Here is a 15124-nt window from a genome sequence, read left to right as displayed (position 1 = left end):
AGGTACTTCATCACGGGGGACACCCATGCCCAAGCGCATTCGAGCAGGAGCGCTCACCGCACTCGCCGTGGCGGGACTCGCCGCCGGCACCACGCTCGCCGGACCGGCGGACGCGGCCACGAGGGCGCCCGGCTTCCTCTCGGCGGCGGACCTGCCGCCGCACCCCTCCTCGCCGTGGACGGCCGGCAAGGTCACCGCCGGCGTACCGGAGGAGGTGGAGACGGACCGGTGTCTGAGCATGGCGCTGGGCGGCGGCTCGGACTCCTGGTACCGCGACTTCCGTACCGACCTCGACACGAGCGCCCGCCAGGTCTCCGTCGAACTGCCGAGTGTCAGCGCGGCGAAGGGCCGCTTCACACGGGTCAACAAGGACATCAAGTCCTGCCCGGTCCGGATCGAGCGGGCCGAACCGGAGGTCGAGGCCACCCTGAAGGACTACGGCTCGCTGGCCGTCGAGGAGGGCGCCCACGTCTACGGGCTGCACACCGAGACCTCCTGGGGCGCGACCGACATCCGCCTCCTCTCGGTCGGCCGGGACGGCCGCACGGTGACGGTCGTGGACTGGGGGCAGCTGGGCGACTTCGGTGACGCGCCGGTGAAGGCCTTCAAGAAGACGACCAGGACCGCCGTCAAGAAGCTCCACTGACCGACCCGCACCACCGCGCGGACGTGTCGTCCACGACCAGGGCCGCCCTCTCGCCACGGGGGTCGGGAGGGCGGCCCACGACGACCCGACCGCGGCACGACCGAACAACTCCACTGACCGCACGACCGAACAACCTCACTCAACGCACGACCGAACAACTCGACCGCACACGACCGGCGTCACGAACGACCATCGTGACCGAACACGGGGAACACACATGACCAGCAGGACCACCGTCCGCCGTCCCGTCCGCCGCACCGCCCTGACGGCGAGTCTGCTCGCCGTCGCCCTGGGCCTCGGCGCGACGGCGCAGGCGTCCGCCGGCGCACCGCGTTCCGTGAGCGGCAAGCCGTCCGACTCCGTCACCCGTATCGCCGACTTCTACGGCGCCTACATCGACGCCCAGAGCGACCCGGACCACGGCGGCAGGCTCGCGCAGGAGCTCAGGAAGTACTACCTCAGCGCCTCCTTCCTGAAGGAGCTCAAGACCTGGGAGGCGGAGAACCACGCCGACGGCGTCCTGCGCGCCCAGAACGTCCCCCTCAAGTGGAAGGTCACCGACAACGGCACCGCCGACCACACCGAGGCGGGCATCACCCTGACCTGGGGCGGCGGCGCGACCACCAAGCTGGTCGTCGACATGACCCGCGGCCACAAGATCTTCCACATCGGCACCAAGGGCGTGGAGAGCGAGTAGCCGTCGGGGGCGGGCTGTCGTCGAGGGCGGCCCGCCCCGGAAGGACCGGCTGATTCCGGCCAGTTTCGCGAGCCGGGGGCCTCACTCGGTACGCAGGTGTCTGGCGCGTGTCCCACTGGGCATGGATCCCGTGAACGTGTTCGAGCAGGGGGGAACCGACATCGACACGCGGGCGGGGGTCATGGAGAGGCAGGCACGAGGAGGCGGTCCCACGGCAGTAGGGGCCTTCTCGGCGAAGACGGTGGAGGACGAGGCCGGGAGCGCCACGGAACAGGCGCCGGCACCGCAGCTCAGGCGCAGACTCGGCCGGGCGGACCTGCGGGCGGTGCCCGAGGCACGCCGGGCACTGCGAGAGCTGTTACGGACCTGGGGGAGGCCCGGACGATCGGAGATAGCCGAACTGCTGACCAGTGAACTCGTCACCAACGCGGTGGTCCACACCGACCACGACGCCCTGCTCACGGCCACCGTGGGACCCCGTGGACTCAGGGTGGAGGTACGGGACTTCGTGGGCCGCAGACCCCGGCTGCGCGTACCGAACGCCGACGACGGTACGAACGGCCGGGGTCTGTTCCTGGTGCAGTCCCTCGCGGACGCGTGGGGCGTGCGGGTGCACGGGGTGGGCAAGGCGGTGTGGTTCGAGCTCGACGCCGGAGTGGCGTGAACGGGGGAGGGGGCGTGACCGCGTGGGTCACGCCCCCTCCCCATGCCGGCTGTCTCAGCCGAACTGCTGCTCGAGGTCCTTGAGCTTGCGCTCAAGGGAGTCGAGGCGAGGGAGGGCCATTGTGTCGTCCTCCGCGGTGAGATCGACGCTGTGGGACTCGGATCCGCTGCGCACGGGCTGCAGCGAGTGCCGGACGCGGGACGGCAGTTCGGGGGATATGGCGGGCTCCGCGGACACCTGGGCGGGGGCCCGCTCCAGCGTGGCCTGTGCCTCCAGCTGCCGGCCGCGGCCGACGATGCCGCGGTGGCCCCGGCTGATGGCCTTGAGCTGGGCGCGCTCCACCCGCTGCTGGTCGCGACGGCGCAGGCGGGCGGACTCCTTCTCGCGCTTGTCCTCGCGAACCTCGTCGACCGCCTCGTCCAGGCTGCGCACGTTCTCCAGAAGCATCAGCGACCAGGCCCTGTACGTCTCGCGGGGGGCCCGCAGCCAGCGCACGATACGGATCTGCGGCAGCGGACGCGGCACCAGGCCCTGCTCGCGCAGCGCGGCCCGGCGGGTCTGCTTCAGCGCGCGGTCGAAGAGCACGGCCGCCGAGAGGGACATGCCGGAGAAGAACTGCGGCGCGCCGTCGTGGCCGAGACCCCTGGGCGCGTGCACCCAGTTGAACCAGGCCGCGGCACCCGCGAACGTCCACACGAGTATCCGGGAGCCGAGAGCCGCGTCGCCGTGGCTGGCCTCGCGCACCGCGAGCACCGAGCAGAACATGGCCGCGCCGTCCAGGCCGAACGGCACCAGGTATTCCCAGCCGTTGGTGAGGCCGAGGTTCTGCTGGCCGAAGCCGACCAGACCGTGGAAGGAGAGCGCGGCGGCGACGGCCGCGCAGCAGAACAGAAGAACATAGGAGGCCGTGCCGTAGACGGCCTCCTTGCGCCTGCGGCGCTCCTCGGTGCGCTCCCACGAGTCTTCCGTGCCCGCGTTCTCCCCCGAGGAGCGCTTGCCGCGCGCGAGTACCGCCACCGCCGCCAGCATGCCCAGGAGCAGTACGGCGCCCGGAAGCAGCCAGTTCAGCGATATGTCGGTCAGTCTCATCTGGGGTCCCTTGCATTGGGATAGGGCGTAACGCCCGCCATAGTGGCCCAATTCCACCGGTCCTCAGGGGGTTTCGGGGCAAGAGGCCGCCAAGGAAGTGCAAGGGGATGCCCAGGGCGGCGTTCTGCTCGAACTGCCGCTTGAGGGGCGGGAGTTGAGTTCGAATAAGACTACCCGTCCGGGTGGTTCCACGGAAAGTTCCTGCGCCAGGTGAGGAAATTGTGAATCGCCTGTAACAGGAGCGGGGGTCCGGTGCGTGGCTGATACTAGAGGACGCCCGGTGGGCGTCCCGCCTGAGGGTGCCTCAACTGGCGGCGGCCATCGTGAGCTTGGCGATGCGGTCCGCGTCGCAGGTGCGCGGGCAGGTGGCGCAGGTGTCCTCGGGGCGCACCGTGTAGAACATGCAGCAGCTCGCCCGGTCGCGGGTGGGCAGCGGCTCGCCCGTCGGACCGCTCAGTTCACGGAAGGCGGCCGAGCCGACGTACGGCCGGGTCGCGCCCGGCAGCAGCAGCTCGAGTTCGCGCACCGCGCGCTCCTGCTCGCCGAGCAGCTGGGCGACGTACCAGAGCCCCTCCACGACCTCGTCGGTCACCATGCCCCACAGCGCGCGGCCGCGCCGCCGCGTGCGCGGTCCGAATGCGGCGAGCACGGGCTCCAGGTGCTCGGCGACCGCCGCCCGCACCTCGGCCCGCAGGGCCTCCTCGCCGGCGACCACCCGGGCGCCGGGCAGCACCGCCGCGGGATCGCCGGGCAGACAGGCGAAGCCGGCCGACCGTACGGCCAGGTGGCCGAGGTCGAAACCGGTGGCGGTGCGGTCGTAGGAGACGTGGGTCACGGGCAGGCGCGGCACCCGGCGGTGCAGGAACCACGGCACGGTGATCAGGAGGCAGGCGGGCCAGGCGTACCGGTGCAGTCCGAAGCTCGCGACGACGTCCGGACGAGCCCGTCGGCCGTAGTCCCGCAGCACCTGGGCGTCGTCCTGGGCGAGGAACGCGTCGAGGGCGGCGCCGCCCTCCGCGAGTGAGGCGGCGGAGATCCAGCCGCCGCCCCGGGGGAGCTCGGCACCGGCGGCCGGCTCCGTGACGGCCAGTCCCGAAAGGACCTCGGTGAGTCGCGCGTAGGCGCCCGCGAGGGCCGAAAGGGGCACAGGCATGCCGGGACCACCGTTCCGCGATCGTCGAGAGGACGGGTCAAGTGAGCGAGGTAAGCCTAACCTTATCCGAAATCGTCGGTGTTTGAACTGGCGGCTTCTGCGCCTATGGTGCTTGACGGACGAGTAACAACCCGCCGTAATGGCCCCAAGTACCGACACGTCCGGAGGAGGACCCGTGAAGCAGGGCGCGCAGGGCTCCGCCGGGACCGGCGTCCCCGACCTGCCCGCGGTGGCGCCACGGGTGCCGTCGCAGCCGCGGGCCGAGGACGTGGAGCGGGAGAGGTGCGCCGCGCCCGGAGCCGCCCGGGGTGAGCACACCCACAGCGAGCAGCCTCTTCCCCGCCCCCGCCACGTCGTCCAGCGGTCCTCCGTGCGCGGGCAGATCCTCGACGCCCTGCGCACCGCGCTGGTCACCGGCGAGCTGCGACCGGGCGAGGTCTACTCGGCGCCCGCGCTCGGCGACCGCTTCGGCGTCTCCGCGACACCGGTCCGCGAGGCCATGCAGCAGCTGGCGCTCGAGGGCGCGGTCGAGGTGGTTCCCAACCGCGGGTTCCGGGTGGTCGAACGCGGCGCGCGGGAGCTGGCCGAACTGGCGGAGGTCCGGGCCCTGATCGAGGTGCCGGTGATGCTGCGGCTCGCCCGCACGGTCCCCGCCGACCGCTGGACCGCGCTGCGGCCCGCCGCCGAGGCGACGGTCCGCGCGGCGTCCTCCGGCTGCCCCGCCACGTACGCCGAGTCGGACCGGGCCTTCCACCGGGCGATGCTCTCCCTCTCCGGGAACGAACAGCTGGTCCAGGTCGCCGACGACCTGCACCGCCGCGCCCAGTGGCCCCTGGTCGGCGGCCCCGCCTCCCGGCGCCGCGCCGAGCTGCTGGCCGACGCGGCGGAACACGCCGCCCTGCTGGACGCGTTGGTCGCACGAGACCTGGACGTGGTCGGAGCCCTGGTCGGAGAACACTTCACCGGCGCGGCGTGAGCCGACCGGCCGCCGCCGGTTCGGCCGCCGCGGTCGGTCGGCTCACGCCGCGCAGCAGGCCCAGCGCCACAGCCGGACCGGACAACCGCTGTCCCGTCCGGCTGCCCACCGGGCCCGCGTACTACGCCGTCGCCGCGGGCGGCGCCAACTGCCGTGCCAGCCACGTCGGTACGCCTCCGAGCAGGCGGAACAGGCGTCCGGCCTCCTCGCGCAGGCGTGACGCCTCCGGTTCCACCTCCGCGTCGGCCAGTGAGGCAAGGGCCGGTGCCGTGCCCACCAGGTAGCCCAACTCCTCGCGGATGCGCAGGGATTCGGCGAAGCCGTGCCGTGCCTCCGCCAACTCGCCCTCCCGCAGGGCGAGTCCGGCGAGATGCCGCCAGGTGAAGGACAGCAGCAGGGGATCGGCGTGCGCCGCGGCGCCGGCGTGCGCGCGCCGGTACGCCGCCCGCGCGGCCTGCGGTGAGCCGGAGAGGTTCTCCGCGAGCAGCCCGCGCCGGAAGTCCAGCAGGGCCCGCGCGGCCGCCCCCGGGGGGATCAGCGCCGCCGCCCGCCCGAGCGCGGCCCGCGCCTCGTCGGCGCGGTCCCGTACGCCGTGCAGCGTGGCCGCGTACGCCAGTTGCCCCCGTTCGCAGGCGGCGGCCCCGCGCTCGTCGTCGCCGTGGGCCAGCGCCTCGGCCGTACGCAGCGCGTCCTCGGCCTCCTCCCAGCCCTGTTCGGTGTACAGGCACCGCTCCACGAGCAGACCGGCCCGTTGCAGCGCGGCCGCCGCGGTGTCCGGCCGGAGCAGAGCGGCCGCGTCGGTCCAGCAGGCGCGCGAGCGCAGCCGCCATACCGCGGTCTGGAGTGGATCGTCGCCAGCGGTCGTTCCGTAACCAGACATGGCGGTAGACGCCACATTGTCCTCCCCAAGATCCCAGCACGCCGTCGAGCTGTGAGCGGTTGCGGCATCTCAGCACGAATTCCGTGGCCCGGCCAAGAGGGTGGGTGAAAGAATTCACAAAGTCGTGGGAACGGCGGGACCGTTCCGCACCCGCCGGCCCAGCCCCCGACGACTCAGCTCATCCGCAACGCCAGGAAGAAATCGAGCTTGTCCTCCAGCCGGGACAGGTCACGGCTCGTCAACTGCTCGATCCGCCCGACCCGGTAGCGCAGCGTGTTGACATGCAGGTGCAGCCGGCTCGCGCAGCGCGTCCAGGAGCCGTCGCAGTCGAGGAAGGCCTCCAGGGTCGGGATCAGCTCGGCGCGGTGCCGGCGGTCGTAGTCCCGCAACGGGTCGAGCAGTCGCGCCGTGAAGGCGCGGCGGACGTCGTCGGGGACGAACGGCAGCAGCAGGACGTGCGAGGCCAGCTCCTGGTGCCCGGCCGCGCACACCCGGCCGGGTCGCGCCGCCGCCACCCGCCGCGCGTGCCGGGCCTCCTCCAGCGCCCCGTGCAGCCCCTCAGCCGAGTGCACGGACGCGCTCACGCCGAGCGTGACCCGCCCGTCGCCGTCCAGACCGGCCGACAGCGGCATCCGTACGGACTCCAGGAGGGCGTCGGCGACCACCCCGCCCTCGGAGCCGTCGTGCTCGCTCGACACCGCGGGCAGCGGCACGAGCGCCACGGCCTCGTCGCCGGTGTGGGCCACGGCGATCCGGTCGGAGGGCTCGGGCCCGGTGGCGAGCGGGTCGACCAGGATCTCCTCCAGGAGCGACTGCGCCACCGGGCCGCCCTCGAACTCGGCGCCCTCCCACTCGACCCGGGCCACGACCACCTGCCAGTGCGGGGCCGCCCCGAGCCCGGGCAGCAGCACCGGGGCCGCGACCCGCAGGCGCGCGGCGATCTCGGCGGGCGCCGCGCCCGCCTGCACCAGTTCGAGGACCTCCTGCGCCAGCCGCCGCCGCACCGTGCGCCCCGCGTCCCGCCGGTCCCGCTCGACCGCGATCAGCTGCGCCACTCCCTGCAGCAGGTCCAGCCGCTCCTCGGGCCAGTCCCCGGCGTCCGCCTCGACGACCAGCAGCCAGTCCGACAGCACCGTCTCGCGCACGTCGCGGGAGCCCAGCGGGGAGCGGCCGCCGCCGCGCACCGGGAAGACGGAGTACGTGGTGGGTCCCAGGGTCAGCCGGTGCGGACCGCGGCGGCCCGTGCGGGCCGCCGTCAGGTGCTCGGCCGCGAGCCGCGCGCACACCTCGGCGGGCAGGGCGGGCCCGGCGGCCTTCGAGCCGGCGATCAGCCGCCCGGCGGGCGACAGCACCCAGGCCCGCAGGTCCAGGTCCGAGCCGAGCAGATCGAGGACCACGTCCGGGCCGCCGCCCGCCGGACCGGAGGTCATCATCCGGCGGTGCCGGTCCACGACGGCCGCGAGGTCGCCGGCCCGCTCCCCGGAGACCTGCCGTACGACGTGCTCGGTGATGGTCGCGAAGGCCACCGACTCGTGCACGGCGAACAGCGGCAGCCGGTGCCGCGCACAGGCGAGGACCAGGTCCTCGGGGACGTCACCGAGTTCGGCCTCACCGGCCGCGAGGGCGGCCACCCCGGCCGCCACCAGGATCCGTACGAACGGCTCGGAGTCCGCGGCGTCCCGGCGCCAGGCCAGCCCGGTGAGCACCAGTTCCCCGCCCGAGAGATAGCGGCTGGGGTCCCGGAGGTCGGTGGTCATCACCCCGCGCACGGTGCGGTCCAGCTCGTCCCCGCCGCCGAGCAGCCGCAGGCCCAGCGCGTCGGTGTCCAGCAGTGCGCGCAGCCGCATTCTCGTCGCCGCCGTTCCTTGTCTCGAAATCTACGATGGATCCTGAGGGACTCATGGTGACGGGCCCGTCGGCGGGCCGGCGAAGCGGTGACCGCCGTCTCCCGAGCTGTGTTCCGGCTGTGTCCCTGGTCACGCGGGCCGTGTCTCGCGTTTCCACAGGAGAACGAGGAGGTTACTGATGTCCTCCGTTCATACGAATCTACAAGATGCCCGCCCTGGCCAGCCAACTCCTTCATGGTTTCCGTGACTGACCCCGCCGGAGTACCGCGCTGTGTACTGACCTCGATCCGCGTGAACAGCACATGAACGAGCCGGGCCCGCCGCACACGATCTGGCTTGATCCGTACGACCCACGAGACGAAGAAGAGAGCCGGTCATGGACTTCCTTCGCCCCGCCAGCTGGGAGGAGGCGCTCGCCGCGAAGGCAGCGCATCCCGCCGCTGTGCCGATTGCCGGTGGCACCGACGTGATGGTCGAGATCAACTTCGACCACCGTCGGCCCGGGCACCTGCTCGACCTGAACCGCGTCGGCGACCTCTACGAGTGGGAGGTCGGCGAGGAGAGTGTGCGGCTCGGCGCCTCCGTCCCGTACTCGACGATCATGGAGCACCTGCGCGCCGAGCTGCCGGGCCTGGCCCTCGCCTCGCACACGGTCGCCTCCCCGCAGATCCGCAACCGCGGCGGCGTCGGCGGCAACCTCGGCACCGCCTCCCCGGCCGGTGACGCCCACCCCGCCCTGCTGGCGGCGGGCGCCGAGGTCGAGGTCGAGTCGGTCCGCGGCAGCCGCCTGATCCCGATCGACGCCTTCTACACGGGCGTGAAGCGCAACGCGCTCGCCCCGGACGAGCTCATCCGGGCCGTGCACGTCAAGAAGGCCGACGGGCCGCAGCAGTACTCCAAGGTCGGCACCCGCAACGCGATGGTGATCGCGGTGTGCGCCTTCGGACTGGCCCTGCACCCGGCCACCCGAACGGTCCGCACCGGCATCGGTTCGGCCGCGCCGACCCCCGTACGGGCGAAGGCCGCGGAGGAATTCCTGAACGCGGCGCTCCAGGACGGCGGCTTCTGGGACAACGGGAAGATCATCACTCCGTCGGTCGCCAAGCAGTTCGCCGAGCTGTGCTCGGCCGCCTGCAACCCGATCGACGACGTCCGGGGCACGGCGAGCTACCGCCGCCACGCGGTCGGCATCATGGCCCGCCGCACGTTGACCTGGACCTGGGAGTCCTACCGCGGCACCGCCGCCGGCACGGAGGGAGTCGCGTAATGCGCGTCAGTTTCACGGTCAACGGCCGCCGGCAGGAAGCCGACGACGTGTGGGAGGGCGAGTCCCTGCTGTACGTGCTGCGCGAGCGGCTCGGTCTGCCCGGTTCGAAGAACGCCTGCGAGCAGGGCGAGTGCGGCTCCTGCACGGTCCGCCTGGACGGCCTGCCGGTCTGTTCGTGTCTGGTCGCGGCCGGTCAGGTCGAGGGCCGCGAGGTCGTCACCGTCGAGGGACTCGCCGACTTCGCCGCGCAGCGCGCGGAGCACGGCGGTTGCGCCACCAACACCTGCGGCACGTCCCTGCAGGACGCCCAGCGGTGGGCGGCGAAGGGGCAGGACTCCCACACCGGCGAGGGCACCGAACTCTCCCCCGTCCAGCAGGCGTTCATCGACGCCGGCGCCGTGCAGTGCGGCTTCTGCACGCCGGGTCTGCTGGTCGCCGCCGACGAGATGCTGGAGCGCAACCCCAACCCGAGCGACGCGGACATCCGCGAGGCGCTCTCGGGCAACCTGTGCCGCTGCACCGGCTACGAGAAGATCATGGACGCGGTCCGCCTGGCGGCCGCCCGGCAGGGAGAGGCGGTCTGACATGCCTACCGACCGCGCCCCCCTCGGCACTCCCACCAAGGTCACCCAGGGTTCGCAGACCAGAGGCGGCATCGGCGAGTCCACGCTCCGCCCCGACGGCACCCTCAAGGTCACCGGCGAGTTCGCGTACTCGTCCGACATGTGGCACGAGGACATGCTCTGGGGGCAGATCCTGCGCTCCACCGTCGCGCACGCCGAGATCCTCTCGATCGACACGAGCGAGGCCCTCGCCACGCCCGGCGTCCACGCCGTCATGACCTACGACGACCTGCCCACCGACGTGCGCACCTACGGCCTGGAGATCCAGGACACCCCCGTCCTCGCGCACGGCAAGGTCCGCCACCACGGCGAGCCGGTCGCCATCGTCGCCGCCGACCACCCGGAGACCGCCCGACGCGCGGCCGCCAAGATCAGGGTCGAGTACCGCGAACTGCCCGTCATCACCGACGAGGCCTCCGCCACCGCACCCGACGCGATCCTCGTCCACGAGCACCGCGACGACCACCACGTCGGGCACGTCCCGCACCCCAACATCGTCCACCGCCAGCCGATCGTCCGCGGCGACGTCGCGGCCGCCCGTCGGCGCGCCGACTTCGTCGTCGAGGGCGAGTACACCTTCGGCATGCAGGACCAGGCCTTCCTCGGCCCCGAGTCCGGTCTCGCCGTACCCGCCGAGGACGGCGGCGTCGACCTCTACATCGCCACCCAGTGGCTGCACTCCGACCTGCGCCAGATCGCGCCCGTCCTCGGCCTGCCCGAGGACAAGGTCCGGATGACGCTCTCCGGCGTCGGCGGCGCGTTCGGCGGCCGCGAGGACCTGTCGATGCAGATCCACGCCTGTCTGCTGGCACTGCGCACGGGCAGGCCGGTGAAGATCGTCTACAACCGCTTCGAGTCCTTCTTCGGACACGTCCACCGCCACCCGGCCAAGCTGTACTACGAGCACGGGGCCACCCGCGACGGCAGGCTGACGCACGTCAAGTGCCGCATCGTCCTCGACGGCGGCGCCTACGCCTCCGCGTCCCCCGCGGTCGTCGGCAACGCCTCCTCGCTCGGCGTCGGCCCCTACGTCGTCGACGACGTCGAGGTCGAGGCGATCGCCCTCTACACCAACAACCCGCCCTGCGGCGCCATGCGCGGCTTCGGCGCCGTCCAGGCCTGCTTCGCCTACGAAGCCCAGATGGACCGGCTCGCCGACGAGGTCGGCCTGGACCGGGTCGAGTTCCGGCAGCTCAACGCGATGACGCAGGGCAGCCTCCTGCCGACCGGACAGCCGGTCGACTCGCCGGCCCCGGTCGCCGAACTCCTGCGCCGCGTCAAGGCGATGCCCCTGCCGCCCGAGCGCCAGTGGGAGAGCAGCGAGGGCGCGGACGTACGGCAGCTGCCCGGCGGCCTGTCCAACACCACCCACGGTGAAGGCGTCGTGCGCGGGGTCGGCTACGCGGTCGGCATCAAGAACGTCGGCTTCTCCGAGGGCTTCGACGACTACTCGACGGCCAAGGTCCGCATGGAGGTCGTCGGCGGCGAGGCGGTGGCCACCGTGCACACCGCGATGGCGGAGGTCGGCCAGGGCGGTGTCACCGTCCACGCGCAGATCGCCCGCACCGAGCTGGGCGTCGCGCAGGTGACGATCCGTCCGGCCGACACCCGGGTGGGTAGCGCCGGTTCGACGTCCGCCTCGCGTCAGACGTACGTCACCGGCGGCGCCGTCAAGAACTCCTGCGAACTGGTCCGGGAGAAGGTCCTGGAGATCGGCCGCCGCAGGTTCGGCACGTACCATCCCGCCTGGGCCACCGCCGAACTGCTGCTGGAGGGCGGCAAGGTCGTCACCGACGGCGGCGAGGTCCTCGCCGACCTGGCGGACGTCCTCGAAGGCGAGGCCGTCGAGGTCGAGGCGGAGTGGCGGCACCGGCCGACCGAGCCCTTCGACCTGCGCACCGGACAGGGCAACGGCCACGTCCAGTACTCCTTCGCCGCGCACCGTGCCGTCGTCGAGGTGGACACCGAACTCGGCCTGGTCAAGGTCATCGAACTGGCCTGCGCCCAGGACGTCGGCAAGGCGCTCAACCCGCTGTCGGTCATCGGCCAGATCCAGGGCGGAACGACCCAGGGCCTCGGTGTCGCGGTCATGGAGGAGATCATCGTCGACCCGAAGACGGCGAAGGTGAAGAACCCCTCCTTCACGGACTACCTGATCCCCACCATCCTCGACACGCCGACCATCCCGGTCGACGTGCTCGAACTCGCCGACGAGCACGCCCCGTACGGGCTGCGCGGTGTCGGCGAGGCACCCACCCTGTCGTCGACTCCGGCCGTGCTCGCGGCGATCCGCGACGCGACGGGCCTGGAGTTGAACAGAACGCCGGTACGACCCGAACACCTCACGGGCACGGCGTAACGACCGCCGGCCGCCGCGAACAGCCGTACCCCCAACGGCCCGGGCGACCCCCGGGGCGGCACGGCCGGCGCGGCGGCACCCCGGCACCGGACAACCGCTCCACCACGTCCACTCCGGTGCCGGTCGGCGCAGTACCAGCAACCACGTTCGTCTCGGGCCGTCCCCCGGGCCGTCCATTCCCAAATCCCGCAACCGCCGCAGGCGACCGCGGGTGTCCCTGTGAACCTTGGGAGTAGGCCCACATGACCCAGCAGTCACTGGAGCCGAAGACCGTCGCCGACGACGCGGGTGAAGGAACCCGCGTCCCGGCCGGACGGTCCTGGCTCGACCGGTACTTCCACATATCCCGGCGGGGATCGTCGGTCGCGCGGGAGGTGCGCGGCGGCGTCACCACCTTCATGGCGATGGCGTACATCCTCCTCCTCAACCCCCTGATCCTGTCCGGCAAGGACGTGGCGGGGCACACGCTCGGCCAGAACGCCCTGATCACCGCGACCGCGTTCGCGGCGGCCTGCACCACGCTGCTGATGGGCTTCTTCGGCAAGGTGCCCCTGGCGCTCGCCGCCGGGCTCTCCGTCTCCGGCGTCCTCTCCTCGCAGGTGGCGCCGCAGATGACCTGGCCGCAGGCCATGGGGATGTGCGTGCTGTACGGCGTGGTCATCATGCTGCTCGTCGTCACCGGCCTGCGCGAGATGATCATGAACGCGATACCGCTCGCGCTCAAGCACGCGATCACCATGGGCATCGGCCTGTTCATCGCCCTGATCGGCCTGGTGAAGGCCGGCTTCGTGCACCAGGGCAAGGCGACCCCGGTCACCCTCGGCCCGGCCGGTGAACTGGCCGGCTGGCCCGTCCTGTTGTTCGCCGCCACCCTGCTGGCGATCTTCATGCTCCAGGCGCGGGGTGTCCCCGGCGCCATCCTGCTGGGCATCGTCGGCGGCACCGCGGTGGCCGTGCTGCTCAACGCGCTCGACGTCATCGACCCGGAGCAGTGGGCGAGCGGAGCCCCCGAACTGCACGGCAGCGCGGTCTCCATGCCCGACTTCTCGATCTTCGGGAACGTCGAGTTCGGCGGCTGGGGGCAGGTCGGCGCGATGACGGTCGGCATGATCGTGTTCACGCTCGTGCTGGCCGGCTTCTTCGACGCGATGGCGACCGTCATCGGCGTCGGCACGGAAGCCGGACTGGCCGACGAACAGGGCCGGATGCCGGGCCTGTCCAGGGCGCTGTTCATCGACGGCGCGGGCGGTGCGATCGGCGGCGTCGCGGGCGCGTCGGGACAGACGGTGTTCGTCGAGTCCGCGACCGGCGTCGGCGAAGGCGCCCGCACGGGCCTGTCCTCCGTCGTCACCGGCCTGTTCTTCGCGGCCTGTCTGTTCTTCACCCCGCTGACGGCGATCGTGCCCGGCGAGGTGGCCGCCGCGGCCCTGGTGGTCATCGGCGCGATGATGATGTCGAACGCGCGGCACGTGGACTGGGCCGACCGGGGCACCGCGATCCCGGTCTTCCTGACCGTCGTGATCATGCCGTTCACGTACTCCATCACGGCGGGCGTCGCGGCCGGCGTCATCGCGTACGTCGCCATCCGGATCGCCCAGGGCAAGGCGCGGGAGATCGGTGCCCTCATGTGGGGCCTGGCAGGGATCTTCCTGGTCTATTTCGCCCTCTACCCGATTGAGAGCTGGCTGGGCGTGCACTAGGACCCTCCAGCCGGCGCACCGCCCCGTCACACCGTCACTGTCAAGGAGACCCAGGATGCTGGACATCGCCGAGGAGCTCGACCGGTGGGTCGGGCAGGGACGCGACTTCGCCGTCGCCACGGTGGTGGCCGTCGGGGGCAGCGCGCCCCGGCTGCCCGGCGCCGCCCTCGCGGTGGACGCCGACGGCACGGCGATCGGCTCGGTCTCCGGCGGCTGTGTGGAGGGCGCCGTCTACGAGCTGTGCCAACAGGCGCTGAAGGACGGGGAGTCGGTCCTGGAGCGCTTCGGCTACAGCGATGAGGACGCGTTCGCCGTCGGCCTGACCTGCGGCGGGGTCATCGACATCCTCGTCACCCCGGTACGGGCCGCGGACGCGGTCCGTCCGGTGCTCGCTTCCGCGCTGTCCGCCGCCGCCCGCGGGGAGGCGGCGGCGGTGGCGCGGATCGTGACCGGCCCGGCCGAACTGGCCGGCCGGGCCCTGCTGGTGCGGCCCGACGGCTCCTACGAGGGCGGCTTCGGCGCCCACCCCGAACTGGACCGCACGATCGCCGCCGAGGCCGGCGCGTTCCTGGACGCCGGCCGCACCGGCACCCTGGAGATCGGCGAACAGGGCTCGCGGTGCGGGGCGCCGCTGACGGTGCTGGTCGAGTCGTCCGTCCCACCGCCCCGGATGATCGTTTTCGGTGCGATCGACTTCGCGTCCGCCCTGGTCCGGGTCGGCAGGTTCCTCGGCTACCGCGTGACCGTGTGCGACGCCCGCCCGGTGTTCGCCACCCGGGCCCGCTTCCCGGAAGCCGACGAGATCGTCGTCGAGTGGCCCCACACCTACCTGGAACGCACGGCCGTGGACTCCCGCACCGTCCTGTGCGTTCTGACCCACGACGCCAAGTTCGACGTACCGCTCCTGCGGCTCGCGCTGCGGCTGCCGGTGGCGTACGTCGGTGCGATGGGCTCCCGCCGCACCCACCTGGACCGTAACGCGCGGCTGCGGGCGACCGGCGTGAGCGAACTGGAGCTGGCGCGCCTGAGGTCCCCGATCGGGCTCGACCTCGGGGCCCGCACGCCGGAGGAGACGGCCCTGTCGATCGCGGCGGAGATCGTCGCGGCCCGTCGTGGCGGCAGCGGAGTCCCTCTGACCGGCGCCCACACCCCGATCCACCACGACCCGGCGAACGCGACGCACCCGCCGACGGGACGGATCGGGTCGGTGGCCTGAGGGACAC

At 72.5% G+C, this 15124-nt stretch carries 13 protein-coding genes; 9 read left to right on the top strand and 4 right to left on the bottom strand.

Annotation, left to right across the window (positions count from 1 at the left end; translation table 11 throughout):
* The first annotated feature begins 25 nt into the window (after window positions 1-25).
* The 3 genes from OG985_RS12785 (at window position 26) to OG985_RS12775 (ending at window position 2007) form a co-directional block, all read left to right on the top strand.
* Window positions 26-646 (top strand): hypothetical protein, encoded by a 621-nt coding sequence (locus OG985_RS12785; RefSeq protein WP_371668426.1) that lies wholly within the window; start codon window positions 26-28, stop codon window positions 644-646.
* A 217-nt stretch (window positions 647-863) separates the two neighbouring features.
* The gene (locus OG985_RS12780; RefSeq protein ID WP_371668425.1) at window positions 864-1343 is read left to right on the top strand and encodes a hypothetical protein; all 480 of its coding nucleotides are present in this window, start codon (window positions 864-866) and stop codon (window positions 1341-1343) included.
* A 241-nt stretch (window positions 1344-1584) separates the two neighbouring features.
* Complete coding sequence (locus tag OG985_RS12775) at window positions 1585-2007, top strand: ATP-binding protein (protein ID WP_371674353.1); 423 nt, start codon at window positions 1585-1587, stop codon at window positions 2005-2007.
* 54 nt (window positions 2008-2061) lie between these two features.
* Here OG985_RS12775 and OG985_RS12770 read toward each other — a convergent pair whose 3' ends face one another.
* Window positions 2062-3096, bottom strand: coding sequence for a DUF2637 domain-containing protein (locus tag OG985_RS12770; protein WP_371668424.1), 1035 nt, complete (start codon window positions 3094-3096; stop codon window positions 2062-2064).
* Window positions 3097-3400: 304 nt separating this feature from the next.
* Window positions 3401-4249: a (2Fe-2S)-binding protein gene (locus tag OG985_RS12765; RefSeq protein ID WP_371668423.1), complete on the bottom strand. Its 849-nt coding sequence runs from the start codon at window positions 4247-4249 to the stop codon at window positions 3401-3403.
* A gap of 175 nt (window positions 4250-4424) precedes the next feature.
* Between OG985_RS12765 and OG985_RS12760 the strand changes: the two genes are divergently transcribed.
* Window positions 4425-5225 (top strand): GntR family transcriptional regulator, encoded by an 801-nt coding sequence (locus OG985_RS12760; protein WP_371668422.1) that lies wholly within the window; start codon window positions 4425-4427, stop codon window positions 5223-5225.
* 121 nt (window positions 5226-5346) lie between these two features.
* Here OG985_RS12760 and OG985_RS12755 read toward each other — a convergent pair whose 3' ends face one another.
* Entirely contained in the window at window positions 5347-6120 is a 774-nt protein-coding gene (locus OG985_RS12755; RefSeq protein WP_371668421.1) for a hypothetical protein, read from the bottom strand.
* Between the two features lie 158 nt (window positions 6121-6278).
* Window positions 6279-7952 (bottom strand): PucR family transcriptional regulator, encoded by a 1674-nt coding sequence (locus OG985_RS12750; RefSeq protein WP_371668420.1) that lies wholly within the window; start codon window positions 7950-7952, stop codon window positions 6279-6281.
* Window positions 7953-8328: 376 nt separating this feature from the next.
* Between OG985_RS12750 and OG985_RS12745 the strand changes: the two genes are divergently transcribed.
* The 5 genes from OG985_RS12745 to OG985_RS12725 all read left to right on the top strand — a co-directional run bounded on the left by OG985_RS12745 (window position 8329) and on the right by OG985_RS12725 (window position 15117).
* Complete coding sequence (locus OG985_RS12745) at window positions 8329-9219, top strand: xanthine dehydrogenase family protein subunit M (RefSeq protein ID WP_371668419.1); 891 nt, start codon at window positions 8329-8331, stop codon at window positions 9217-9219.
* Window positions 9219-9803, top strand: coding sequence for a (2Fe-2S)-binding protein (locus OG985_RS12740; RefSeq protein ID WP_371668418.1), 585 nt, complete (start codon window positions 9219-9221; stop codon window positions 9801-9803). Before OG985_RS12745 ends, OG985_RS12740 begins: the two co-directional genes overlap by 1 nt.
* A 1-nt stretch (window position 9804) precedes the next feature.
* On the top strand, window positions 9805-12201 hold the full coding sequence (locus OG985_RS12735; RefSeq protein ID WP_371668417.1) for a xanthine dehydrogenase family protein molybdopterin-binding subunit: 2397 nt from the start codon (window positions 9805-9807) through the stop codon (window positions 12199-12201).
* Window positions 12202-12443: 242 nt separating this feature from the next.
* On the top strand, window positions 12444-13901 hold the full coding sequence (locus OG985_RS12730) for an NCS2 family permease (protein ID WP_371668416.1): 1458 nt from the start codon (window positions 12444-12446) through the stop codon (window positions 13899-13901).
* Between the two features lie 55 nt (window positions 13902-13956).
* A complete protein-coding gene (locus tag OG985_RS12725; protein ID WP_371668415.1) occupies window positions 13957-15117 on the top strand; it encodes an XdhC family protein in 1161 nt (386 codons plus the stop codon).
* Window positions 15118-15124: the final 7 nt, after the last annotated feature.

The sequence above is a fragment of the Streptomyces sp. NBC_00289 genome, assembly GCF_041435115.1.
Taxonomy (GTDB): Bacteria; Actinomycetota; Actinomycetes; order Streptomycetales; family Streptomycetaceae; genus Streptomyces.
Note: the sequence above shows the minus strand (reverse complement) of the source record. Positions and strands in the feature narration are given on the sequence as shown.